This window comes from Faecalibacterium butyricigenerans (assembly GCF_020687345.1).
Lineage (GTDB): Bacteria > Bacillota > Clostridia > Oscillospirales > Ruminococcaceae > Faecalibacterium > Faecalibacterium butyricigenerans.
Genome location: NZ_JAJEQL010000010.1, coordinates 73,190 through 85,523, shown reverse-complemented (window position 1 = coordinate 85,523; position 12,334 = coordinate 73,190). Strand labels below are relative to the sequence as shown.

Below are 12,334 nucleotides of genomic sequence, written 5' to 3'. Positions count from 1 at the left end.
GCTGACGGCTTCAGAACCGTCAGCGGCGTTTTGCGCTTATTCAGTCAAACAGCGGTCAGTAAAATCAGACGTTGACCTCGCTGTTGTGCTCCGCCTTCTTGTAGGCGGAGGCGGAGTGGAACACGATGTTCAGGCCCAGAACGATCAGCAGAACAGCAAGGATGAGCTGCAGGCCATTGGCGATGAACACAGCGCCCCAAGTGGTCTCACCGGCAGGGATGGTGACAGAAGCAGCATTGCTGATGGCCTTTACCATAGCGATGAGGCGCTGCACCAGAGCAGTGAAGGTGACGCAGAGCATAATGACCAGCGGGGGGAAGAGCATCTTGTTGTTGCGGCCAGTGACCTTCAGGAAGACGCACAGAGTGGCGAGAACCAGAGCGCTCAACAGCTGGTTTGCAGAACCAAACAGGGGCCAGATGTTGGCGTAGCCGATCTTGGTCAGGATGAAGCCGAACACCAGAGTGATGAAGGTAGAGAAGTAGACGTTGCACAGCAGCTTGCGCCAGCCCTCAGCGTGCTCCATATCATCGACGCTGAACAGCTCCTGAAAGCTCATGCGGCCGATGCGGGCCACGGCGTCAAGGCTGGTCAGGGCCAGTGCGGAAACGCACATGGTCATAAAGACGGTAGCAGCATAAGCGGGGACGCCGAACATCTCAAAGAAACCGGCAACGCCACGGCTGAAGATCTGGAACGGAGTACCGGCAGCGGGAGTGCCGTCAGCAGCAGCTGCAGCACCGGCGACGCACAGAGCCAGAACAGCCAGCAGGCTCTCCAGGATCATTGCGCCGTAGCCGACCTTCAGCATATCCTTTTCGTTTTCGACGGTCTTGGAGGAAGTGCCGGAAGAGACGAGGCTGTGGAAGCCGGAGACAGCACCGCAGGCCACGGTGACGAACAGGATGGGGAACATGGTACCCAGCTTCTCGTTGGTGAAACCAGTGAAGACGGGCAGGTTCATGGTGGGATGAGCCACCAGCAGGCCCACAACGGCACCGGCGATCATGGCCACGAACATAAAGGTGGTCATGTGGTCACGGGGCTGCTTCAGCAGCCACATAGGCAGAACAGCGGCAAAGAAGATGTAGACGAAGGTGATATAGCTCCATGCAGCCTTGCCCAGAATGATCGGCAGGTTTGCACCGATGACGAAGGAAAGCACGATGAAGACAATGCTGATGACGCTCTCCTTCCAGCCGGAGAAGTTGAACTTCTTCTGGATGAGACCAAAGACGACTGCAAAGACCATGAACATGATAGAGACCATACCGGCAGCACCGTTGGTCTGAGCAGCCTCGACCAGAGCACCGTCTGCGCCGAAGGCGTTGAAAGTGCCGGCGACCATGTCTGCGAAGGCAGCGATAACGATGCCGCAGAACAGCCAGCAGAACAGCAGGAACAGCTTACGGCCGGTCTTACCGATGTACTTTTCAATCAGCATACCCATGCTCTTGCCGTCGTTCTTGACGGAAGCGTACAGAGCGCCGAAGTCGGTGACAGCACCGAAGAAGATGCCGCCGATGAGCACCCACAGCAGGACGGGCAGCCAGCCAAAGGCTGCGGCCTGAATGGCACCGGTGACAGGGCCTGCACCGGCAATGGAGCTGAACTGATGTGCAAAGACGGTCCAGCCGTTGGTGGGGACATAGTCACGGCCGTCCTCGTGGACGACTGCGGGAGTCTTGGCTTTGGGGTCGATGCCCCATTTGTTGGCCAGCCAGCGGCCGTACAGCGTATAAGCGCCGAACAGACACACGGCTGCGATCAAAACGATGACCAGCGTATTCATTTCTCTATACCTCTTTCCTTTCTTTCACACCGGCAACCGGCAATGTGTCAGGCAGGGCGGCTGTGCCCAAAAGCAGAGCAGGCGAAACGGCCCGGAGGGTGAAAAAAGCCTCCGTCCTCACTGGAAGGATAGAACACAAGGATGCATCCTATCTTCCTCGAAGACGAAGGCCAAACGGCGTATGCACACCGGTCGTTCTCCGCGGTACCACTTCGTTTGCTGCTTTCAGGAGCAGCCGCTTGCGCGTACAGGCGTTTGGCCACCGATACGCTGCCCTGTAACGTGGGCTGGACGGCCACGCGCTACTGCCCAAAATGGGGTTCACGCAGGCTGCTCGCAGGTGAGGGCTGATCGCACTGTGCTGCCGCCTTGCACCGGAATGGCGGCTCTCTGAGCGCAGGGAATGCGAAAAGTCATGTCCTGTTCATTGCATTTGCCGAATGATTGTGTATACTTTAGTCCCGATTTCATAATTTGTCAATATATTTTGGGCAAGTTAGGAGACTCTTCCATTTTTGCGGCGGCGAAGATAAGAAATTTTAGACGATTTTTGTTCAAACGTGAGATGAATAAAACTGAACACAACGACAGATGAAATCTGATAATCTTTGCCAAAGAAAATCAAAATGCTTGACTTTTACGCTTTCAAGTGCTAAAGTACTAACGTAACAAGAGTATGAAAGATCCTCTATTCTATCACAAGAGCAAGGCAAAAAATCGTGCAGCAGGAAAACAGCATAAATAGGTGATTCCATGCTGCTGCCATCGCATGAAAAAGTTGAATTACTATCCATGAAGTGCCGCAAAGGAGGCAGCTATGGCGGATAAAAACCCCAGAAGAAACCCCACCACCGATGCATTGTTCGATGCGATCCTCAGTTTGGAGACGCGGGAGGAGTGCTATAACTTCTTTGAGGACCTCTGCACGGTCAAGGAGATCTCCGATATGGCCCAGCGGCTGGAAGCGGCGAAGCTTCTGCTCAACGGCAGTACCTACGACCAGATCGTGAAGGCTGTGGAGATCAGCACCGCCACCATCAGCCGCATCAACCGCTGCATCCAGTATGGCTCCGGCGGCTACCGCGATACCATTGAGAAGGTACAGAAGGCCGCAAAGCCGGAGTGACATCCGGGCGGGGCTGCACATAGGATGGACTGTGCCCTATCCCTATGAGAGAAAGGAAGGTCCTTCTTATGGCTGATACCACCAACTGCACCCACTGTGTTGCCTGCGATTGTCCCGCCCTGCCGCGCGTTACCTTCGATCAGGCAGTCATCGACCTGATGGAGAGCATCGCTCTGCAGGAGTCGGCGCTGAGCCATATCCTCTGTGCCGAGACCCAGAAGATGAAGGCGGCCCTCAGCATGGAGGAGCTTGACCTGTGCAAGCTGCTGGAGGTCAACGACTCTGCCACCAACATGGTCCACGCCGTGGCGAATCTTGAGCTGGTGCTGAAGGAGAAGCTGGAATTTATCGCCAACAACCTCTACTATCCCTCGACGGAGAACAACACCTGCACCACCACCGAGAGCTGATGTCAGGTGAGAGGAGAAAGTAAAAACGGACAAAAGGCCCTTCTGTGCAGGACGGACTGCGCAGAGGGGCCTTGCTGTTCCCGGAAAATACAGAGCGAATGCCCGGCGTCGGGAGCGCTTGTGCAGCGGAGGCCTGCATAAAAATATGTATAAAAGTCTGAAAAGTGTTTTGTTGGAATTGCTGAATATCGAAATCTGTGCTATACTATATGGTGTTTATCTAAGAGAAAGGGGAACCTGACCTTGCTGCACTACGATGCGATCCTGTTTGACGTGGACGGTACGCTCATTGATTCCGCCCCCGGCATTCTCAATACACTGGAAGAAGTTTTTAAGGCGATGGGCGTGGATGTCGCCCGGAGCGACCTGAACCGCTACATTGGCCCGCCCCTCCGCAAGAGCTTTGGCGAGCATTTCTCGGACCCTGCCAAGATCGAGGAGGCCACCGAGCGCTACCGCACGAGTTATGCCGTCAAGGGCAGCCATGAGGGAGATGCTTACTCCGGCGTGGTGGAGATGCTGGGCCGCCTCAAGGCCGCAGGGCTGACCCTCTGCACGGCCACCTGCAAGCCCACCCATGTCGTGACGCCCATTCTGGAAGAGCAGGGGCTTTCCTCCTACTTTTCGTTCGTGGGCGGCGCGTCAATGGACGAGAGCCGTGACAACAAGACGGACGTCATCCGTCATGTCCTCGACCAGCCGGTCATGCAGGGCAAGCGGGTGCTGATGGTCGGCGACCGCTGTGACGATATGCAGGGCGCAAGGAACTGCGGGCTGGACGCCGCCGCGGTGCTGTACGGTTACGGCAGCAGGGAGGAGGTCGCCCCCTTTGCACCGGTCTTTATGGCCGCAGACTGCAAGGAACTGACGGAATGGATCCTCCGCCCTGTGGACGAGCTTTCCCATTCCTGAACGAGAGGAATCGTGTTTATGAGTCGAAAAATGCAATCGGAAAAAGAAAATATGACTCTCATGCAGAAGCGGGCCGTTCTGGTCTGCGTTCTCTGTGTTCTGGCCGTGCTGCTGACCTTCGGCATCACGACCGCGCTCTTGAAAAAGGGCGGCGACGCCCCCGCGCCCTCGGTCTCTGAGCCGGCGGCAGACCCCGCTCCGGGCGAAGACCTGTCGAGCCATTACCAGATCGACAACGCCTCTGCCGCCCTGCTGACGGAGACCGCCGACGCCGGTGCGGATTACCTGAACGACACCCTCTTCTTGGGAGACTCCAATACCGTCCGCCTCTACAACAACGGCCTTATCTCGCTGCAGCAGTTCTGCGCGAAGGAGGGCATCGGTACGCAGGCGGCGCTCAACGAGGGCATCGTTACCTTTAAGAAAGATTCGAACCACTACACCATCCCGCAGGCTGTGGCCATGATGAAACCCCGCCGGGTGGTCATGACCTTCGGCACCAACGACACCGGGATGGAAGTCTCGGACTTCATCGCCCACTATACGGCGCTGGTTCAAGCCGTCCAGCAGAGCTACCCCTATACCGACATCATCGTGAACACCGTGCCGCCTGTCCCGGTCGATCACTCCAACTATCCCCACATGGACCAGTCCAAGATCGACGACTTCAATATGGCTCTTCTGAATATGTGCGAGCAGCTGGGAGTCCGTTTTCTCAACTCTGCCGAGGCTCTCAAAGGCAGCGACGGCTACGGCATCGCGGACTATTATACCAGCGGCGACATCCATCTCAAGAGCGTCGGCCTCAAAGCTGTGCTGAATTATATCCGCACCCACGCCTGTCAGACCGATGACCGCCGCCCGGACACCAACAACATCCCCACCCGCACGATGGAATATGTCTCCAACCCCAGCTCCGCAGTGGCCGCGCCCAGTTCGGAGGCTGCAAGCTCCAGCGGGAGCCTGAGCGAAAGCGCCAGCGGCTCCGAAAGCTCGAGCAGCAGTGAGAGCACCAGCTCCAGCGAGGGCAAGAAGTTCGAGGCCCACTACCATGTGGACAAGAACGGCGGCGGCACCCTGAGCGTGGGCGGCGATACCGGCAACAACTCTGTGACCTATACCGTCACCGACCCCAGCAAGTCTATCACGGTGACGGCTGTCCCGGCGGACGGCTATGTCTTCGTCAAGTGGAGCGACGGTCTCACCAGCAAGACCCGCACCGATACCGATTTCAAGCAGAATCTGGATGTCACGGCGGTGTTTGGCGCTGCGTCCGTCCACATCACCAGCGAGGGCAAGGGGGCTGTGGGCAGCTCCTATACCTTCAAGGCCAACCTCAGCGGCAAGTATGCCAAGGCCGAACATCTGCGCTGGTACGCCAATGGGCAGGAGGTCACGCAGGCGGCGGGCAAATCCACCATCACCGTTGTGGTGGACAGCTCGATGGTCAACGCCTCCTACAAGATCCACGCAGTCGTCACCTATAACGACTGCAAGGTGAGCAGCAACACCCTGACCATCACCATCGGCAGCGGTGTGTCCAGCGAGTCTGCTCCTGCCAGCAGCTCGTCCTCGTCCAATGCCGGTTCTTCCGGCAGTACATCCGCTTCGTCTTCCTCTGCAAGCTCGGGCAGTTCCAGCAGCTCGTCTTCCGGCAGTTCTTCTGGCAGTTCCGGCAGCAGCTCCTCTCACAGCACCAGCAGCTCCTCGTCTGCATCGTCCAGCACGTCGGGCAGTTCCAAGGCAGAGTCGGAATCGAAGCCGGAGTCCAAAGCCGAGTCCAGCTCGGAGTCCAAGGCGGAATCCAAGTCCGAGGCCTCTGCCAGCAAGGAAACCGAGAGCAAGGCAGAATAAGTTTCACCCTTCTGCGTCCGGCTGCATAGGCTGGGCCGAGAGGAGGCGAGCCGATGGTCTGTGAAGAAATGCGAGTTCCCGGGCTGCCCGGTGCAGAAGATGTGACGGACGGCAACGTGGATTACTACGACATGGACTGGGAGAATATCGAGAACGGCGTGACGGAGGAGCAGATGGCGAAGTGCATCGCAAAAGAGTGCTCCTGTAAGCCGGAGCCGGACTGCGGCGGCAATCTACCGGAGCAGTCTGACGAGGAAGCTTATGAAATGACGCTGGAAGGATAAAAATTACGAGAAGCCAGCTCTGCCGGGCGGGGCTGGCTTCTCGCTGTTCTCAAACCGCAGCCGTTGCCGCGCCCGCTTTTGAGCGGCGGGCTGCACGAAAAAATGATAGAGAAGGGAAAGACAAATGGCAAAATACTATTGCATCCTCTTCGATGCGGACAATACGCTTCTGAATTTCGACGCTGCCGAAAGCAAGGCTCTGGCTGAAACGCTGGTGGAATATGGCATCGAGCCGGACGCCGAGACGGTGCAGACCTACCGCACCATCAACGAAGAGCTGTGGCGTCAGCTGGAAAAAGGCCAGATCCGCCGCGATAAGCTGATGGGGGAGCGTTTTACCCGCTTCCTCAAGGCCATCAATGCAGCAGGCGATGGCGTGGAGATGAACCGCTGCTACCTCGAGCGCCTGTCCACCCACCCCGACCTGATGACCTCCAATGTGCTGGATGTCCTCGGCGAGCTTTCGGAGGTGGCGACGCTGGCGGTCGTGACCAACGGCTTCGAGAAGGTACAGAGCCGCCGGGTGGCGGAGTCGGGCATCCGGAACTACCTCGAGGACGTCTTTGTCTCTGAGAAGCTGGACAGCGAAAAGCCCAGTCGCCGCATCTTTGACGCCGCTCTTCGCGCACTGGGCGTGGAAAACCGGGAGCACGTTCTGGTGGTGGGCGACAGCCTCACCAGCGATATTCAGGGCGGCGTGAATGCAGGTCTTGATACCTGCTGGTTCAATCCCGGCCATGCGGAGAACCCGGGCAAGGTGACACCTACCTACGAGATCGCCTCACTGGAAGAGCTGTATCCTCTGGTGATGGAGCCGGAAGAGCTGGCGAACCTCGGCCTCAAGCACCGCCGCCATCAGCCGTAACGGCGGCGGGACGTCCGTATCCACCCCCTACTGGAAAAGAACACGGAAGATTATTATGCTGATTCATTTGGAAAAACTCGGAAAGAGCTTTGGCGAAAAGGTCGTCCTGCACGACGTGAGCGCCAGTGTAGAAAAGGAAGACCGCATCGGCATCGTGGGTCAGAACGGCGCGGGCAAGACGACGCTCCTCAAGATCCTGACCGGCGTTTACACCGACTATGACGGGGAATTCAGTGTGACCCACGGCGTGACGCTGGGCTATCTGGAACAGAACGCAAAGCTTGACACGACACTTGATATTTACGGGGAGATGCGCTCTTCCTTTGCCCCTGTGCTGGACGCGATGGCCCAGATGCAGATTTTGGAAAAGAAGATGGCGGCCGCTCCAAATGACCCTTCGCTGCTGGAAAAGCACGATGCGCTGCAAAACATCATCGACGCGGCCGACGGCTACAACATGGACGTCAACATCAAAAAGGTGCTGTCCGGCATGGGCTTTGCGCAGGATACATGGAGCAAGAATGTGGGCGTTCTGTCCGGCGGTGAGCTGACCCGTCTGCGTCTGGCAAAGCTCCTGCTGGAAAAGCCGGATGTCCTTATTCTGGACGAGCCGACCAACCACTTGGATTTTGCCACGATGGAATGGCTGGAAAGCTACCTCAAGGGCTACTCCGGTGCGGTCCTTGTGGTCAGCCACGACCGCTATTTCCTCGACAATGTCTGTACCAAGATCTGGGAGGTCTCCTTCCAGACCATGACCACCTATAAGGGCAACTTTTCGGCCTACCTGCCCCAAAAAGAAGCCGCTGACGCCCTGCGCCAGAAGCAGCACGACGCCGATGTGGCGCTGGCTGAAAAGCTGCAGGACTACATCGACCGCAACCTCGTCCGCGCCTCCACCACCAAGATGGCCCAGAGCCGCCGCAAACAACTGGAGAAGCTGGAGATCACAGAGGCTCCGCAGGACGAGACGAATCAGCTCAAATTCCGCTTCGAATACGACGTAGAACCGTGGAATGAGCTGGTGCTGCTCAAGAACCTGACCATCAAGATCGGCGACCGGACTCTGCTGGAGCCCTTTACCTATACGGTCTGCCGCGGCCAGCGGCTCATCATCGCCGGACCCAATGGCGCGGGCAAGTCCACCCTGATGCAAGTGCTGGACGGCAAGCGCCGTCCCTCCGGCGGTATGGTGCGTCTGGGGACGGGCGCACGGCCCAGCATCTTTGCCCAGCAGCAGAACCGCATCGGCGCAGGCCGCGTCATCGACGTCATCTGGAACAAATACCCCCGAATGACCGAATTGGAAGTCCGCAGCCATCTGGCGAAGCTGGGCTTCCGGGGGGAGACGGTCTTCAAGCCCTGCGAAGCCCTGTCCGGCGGCGAGCTGGCCCGTCTGCGCTTCGCGGAGATCGTGCTGGAACGGCCGAATCTGCTTTTCCTCGACGAGCCGACCAACCACTTGGACATCTACACCCGCGAAAATCTGACCGAGGCGCTGATGGCCTACACCGGCACGCTGCTCCTCGTCACCCATGACCGTCATCTGATGAACAGTCTGGCCTGCCCCATCCTCTATCTTGAGGACGGCAAAGCGGTTATTTATCCCAGCTACGATGCCCTGATGGGCCGCGCCGCTCCTGCCCCCGTGGCAGAGAAGAGCGGCGAGCCTGCTAAGGCAGGCTACGGCAAGGAACAGCGCCGCCGCCGGGCAGAGCTGCGCGCCAAGATCAAAGCCTGCGAGGACGAGATGGAGGCCTGCGGTGCCCGGGAAGTCGAGCTGGAAAACGAGATCAACTCACCGGAGGTCTACAACGACCCGCAGCTCCTGCGGGAAAAAAGCGACGAGCTGAGCGACCTGCGCTTCCATCAGGACGAGCTTTTTGCCGCGTGGGAAGCCGCTGTCGAGGAGCAGGAGCAATACGAGCAGTCCGCAGGCGAAGAATAAGCTGCGGCACAAAGGGGGAGCGCCAATGGCAAACCGAGATCATGATCCGAAGAAAACACACGAGATCGCACTTTCTGGCCTGCTGTTTGCGCTGGCGATGGCCCTTTCCTTTCTCGAGGGCACGCTGGTCATCCCGGGCCTTGCGCCGGGCATGAAGCTGGGCCTTGCGAACATCGTGGTGATGTATGCACTGTTTTTCATGGGAGTGCGGCAGGCGTTGTATCTCGACCTGCTCAAGGCGCTGTTCGTCTTTCTCGTCTCCGGGGGAACGGCAGGCTTTCTCTCCCTCTGCGGAGGCCTGCTGTCCCTGCTGGTGATGTGGGTGCTTTACTATAAGCTCCCGTTCCAGCCCACATGGTTCATCCTGTCGGTCTGCGGCGCACTGGCCCACAACGTCGGCCAGCTGCTCGGCGCAGGACTTATCCTGTCCTCGGCGATGTCGCTCTATTATGCGCCGGTGATGCTGGTGCTGGGCCTTATCATGGGCGCGCTCACATCCCTGACCCTCAAAGCCATCCTCCCCGCACTGGGGCGGCTGGGCTACAACACCCGGGAAAAGCGCTGAACAGTTGCATCGAAAGAAGTTTTTCGCTATAATAAAATGATAGATTTGATTTGACCCTACAAAAAAGCCGCCCTTATGGGTGACTCGCATCCGAGGGACGGCTGGGAGGTTTTGCACTATGTCTGAAAAAGTTACGGTCAAGGTGGAGCGGAGCGTTCTCCATCTTCCGGCCATCGCCCTGCGCGGGCTGGTGGTCTTCCCCAACAATCTGCTCCACTTCGAGGTGGGCCGCGAGAAGAGCATCGCCGCTGTGGAGTGGGCCGTCAGCAACAACTCGGACGTCTTCCTCGTGGCGCAGAAGGAGATGAAGGTCGAAGAGCCCAAGTCCGCCGACCTCTATACTTATGGCGTCGTGGCCGAGGTCAAGCAGGTGATGCGGGTGTCGGACGACCTCGTCCGCATTCTGGTCGAAGGCAAGTACCGGGCCAAGCTCTCCGAGATGGAGGACGACGGCAGCTTCCTGCTGGCCACGGTCCGCCCGGCTCCGGTAAAGATGGCAAAGCCCGAGGAAATGCCGGAGGCAGATGTCCTCGTCCGGAACGTCAAAAAGAGCTTCGACGAGCTTCTGGCGCTGAATCCCCATATCGGTAAGGATGTGGTATTTGCTATCACCACCAGCACCGACCCTGCCTTCCTGTCGGAGTACATCCCGGCCAACCTCTTGTTCCGCTTCGAGGACAAGCAGGCCATTCTGGACGAAGGCACCCTGATGGGCCGTCTGCGCCTGCTCATCGAGAAGATGCACCGGGAGCGCCGGATGCTCGAGATCGACAAAGAGATCGCCCAGAAGGTGGACGAAGCGATGGACAAGAACCAGCGCGACTACTACCTCCACGAGCAGCTCCACATGATCAGCGAGGAACTGGGCGAGGACGACGACACCACCGCCGAAGCCGAGGAGTACCGCCGGAAGATCACCGCTCTCCATCTGGATGAGGAACGGGAGAAGAAGCTCCTCAAAGAGGTGGACCGCCTCTCCAAGATGCAGAGCAGCAATCAGGAGGGGACGGTCATCCGCACCTATCTGGATACCTGCCTCGACCTGCCATGGAACACCTTCACGGAGGATGATCTGGACATCGCCAAGGCCCAGCGGGTGCTGGATCGTGACCACTACGGCCTGAAGAAGGTCAAGGACCGCATCCTCGAGGTGCTGGCCGTCCGTAAGCTGGCCCCGGACGTCAAAGGCCAGATCATCTGCCTCGTCGGCCCTCCGGGCGTCGGCAAGACCAGCATCGCCCGCTCCATCGCCGAAAGCCTGAACCGCAAGTATGTCCGTCTGAGCCTCGGCGGCGTGCGGGATGAGGCTGAGATCCGCGGCCACCGCCGCACCTACATCGGCGCGATGCCCGGCAAAATCATCAGTGCGATGATCACCGCAAAAAGCTCGAATCCGCTGATGCTGCTGGATGAGATCGACAAGCTTGCCGGTGACTTCCGGGGCGACCCGGCCGCCGCTCTGCTGGAAGCCCTCGACCCCGAGCAGAACAGCACCTTCAACGACCACTTCATTGATATGCCGTTTGATTTGAGCCATGTGCTCTTTATCACCACGGCCAACGACCTCAGCGCCATCCCCGGCCCGCTGCGCGACCGTATGGACGTCATCGAGCTGCCCAGCTACACCCGGGTAGAAAAGTACAACATCGCCCGCAAGCATCTGGTGCCCAAGCAGCTGGATGCCTGCGGTCTGACCGGCAAGGTCGCTTTCTCCCAGAGCGCCCTCTACGGCATCATCGACGGCTATACCCGCGAGGCCGGTGTCCGCAATCTGGAGCGTACCATCACCAGCGTCCTGCGCAAGTGCGCCCGGAAGATCGCATCCGGCGAGGCGGAAAATGTCTCCGTCACCGGCACCAGCCTCGAAAAGCTGCTCGGTCCCCGGATGGTCAAGCCCGAGTTCCTGAACCGCACCAATGCCATTGGCATCGCCAATGGTCTGGCATGGACCAGCATCGGCGGCGAGACTCTGCCCATCGAGGTGCAGGTCATCGACAACGGCAGCGGTAAGATCACCGTCACCGGCTCTTTGGGCGATGTGATGAAGGAGAGCGCACAGCTGGCCATCACCTACGCCCGGGTCCATGCCGCTGAGTACGGCATCGACCCGGAGCGCCTCAAGAAGTGCGACCTGCACATCCACGCCCCCGAGGGCGCAGTGCCTAAGGACGGCCCCTCGGCCGGTGTCACTTTGACCACTGCTCTCATCTCCTGCCTGTCCGGCATCCCGGTGCGAGGCGATGTGGCCATGACCGGCGAGATCACCCTCCACGGCAATGTGCTGCCCATCGGCGGTCTGCGGGAGAAGAGCATGGCGGCGTACCGCGAGGGGATGAAGACCGTCCTCATCCCGAAGGATAATCTGTCCGACCTGTACGAGGTGGACGACGAGGTCAAGAAGAACATCGAGTTCCTGCCCATGTCCAATCTGTCGCAGGTGCTCGCTGCCGCACTCCTCAAGCCAAAGACGGTATCGGCGGGCCATCCCCGTGCCAAGAAGGGAAAGCCCGCTGAGGCTGCGGCCCTGCCGCAGCCGACCGAAAAGCCGCAGACGGGCGCGGTCTGCTGAGACGAAAGG

The 12,334-nt window shown here is 58.9% G+C and carries 10 protein-coding genes; 9 read left to right on the top strand and 1 reads right to left on the bottom strand.

The features are described 5' to 3' along the window. Positions 1-64: 64 nt before the first annotated feature. Positions 65-1,792, bottom strand: coding sequence for a carbon starvation CstA family protein (locus tag LKD23_RS05920; RefSeq protein ID WP_227620873.1), 1,728 nt, complete (start codon positions 1,790-1,792; stop codon positions 65-67). A gap of 817 nt (positions 1,793-2,609) precedes the next feature. On the opposite strand from LKD23_RS05920, the gene LKD23_RS05915 reads away from it, so the two are divergent. The 9 genes from LKD23_RS05915 (at position 2,610) to lon (ending at position 12,325) form a co-directional block, all read left to right on the top strand. Further along, positions 2,610-2,918 (top strand): YerC/YecD family TrpR-related protein, encoded by a 309-nt coding sequence (locus LKD23_RS05915; RefSeq protein WP_227620872.1) that lies wholly within the window; start codon positions 2,610-2,612, stop codon positions 2,916-2,918. 68 nt (positions 2,919-2,986) lie between these two features. Beyond that, positions 2,987-3,328 carry an alpha-helical endospore appendage domain-containing protein gene (locus LKD23_RS05910; protein WP_227620871.1) on the top strand — a complete coding sequence of 114 codons (342 nt, stop codon included), beginning with the start codon at positions 2,987-2,989 and terminating at the stop codon, positions 3,326-3,328. Between the two features lie 243 nt (positions 3,329-3,571). Continuing rightward, on the top strand, positions 3,572-4,240 hold the full coding sequence (locus LKD23_RS05905; RefSeq protein WP_227620870.1) for an HAD hydrolase-like protein: 669 nt from the start codon (positions 3,572-3,574) through the stop codon (positions 4,238-4,240). A 51-nt stretch (positions 4,241-4,291) separates the two neighbouring features. Continuing rightward, the gene (locus LKD23_RS05900; RefSeq protein WP_227620869.1) at positions 4,292-6,094 is read left to right on the top strand and encodes an SGNH/GDSL hydrolase family protein; all 1,803 of its coding nucleotides are present in this window, start codon (positions 4,292-4,294) and stop codon (positions 6,092-6,094) included. Positions 6,095-6,147: 53 nt separating this feature from the next. Beyond that, positions 6,148-6,378 (top strand): hypothetical protein, encoded by a 231-nt coding sequence (locus LKD23_RS05895; RefSeq protein WP_227620868.1) that lies wholly within the window; start codon positions 6,148-6,150, stop codon positions 6,376-6,378. 124 nt (positions 6,379-6,502) lie between these two features. Then, entirely contained in the window at positions 6,503-7,243 is a 741-nt protein-coding gene (locus tag LKD23_RS05890; protein ID WP_227620867.1) for a YjjG family noncanonical pyrimidine nucleotidase, read from the top strand. A 55-nt stretch (positions 7,244-7,298) separates the two neighbouring features. Next, positions 7,299-9,191 (top strand): ABC-F family ATP-binding cassette domain-containing protein, encoded by a 1,893-nt coding sequence (locus LKD23_RS05885; RefSeq protein WP_227620866.1) that lies wholly within the window; start codon positions 7,299-7,301, stop codon positions 9,189-9,191. Between the two features lie 25 nt (positions 9,192-9,216). Continuing rightward, on the top strand, positions 9,217-9,756 hold the full coding sequence (locus LKD23_RS05880; protein ID WP_227620865.1) for a Gx transporter family protein: 540 nt from the start codon (positions 9,217-9,219) through the stop codon (positions 9,754-9,756). Between the two features lie 118 nt (positions 9,757-9,874). Continuing rightward, positions 9,875-12,325: an endopeptidase La gene (lon, locus tag LKD23_RS05875; RefSeq protein WP_227620864.1), complete on the top strand. Its 2,451-nt coding sequence runs from the start codon at positions 9,875-9,877 to the stop codon at positions 12,323-12,325. The last annotated feature ends 9 nt before the right edge of the window (positions 12,326-12,334 follow it).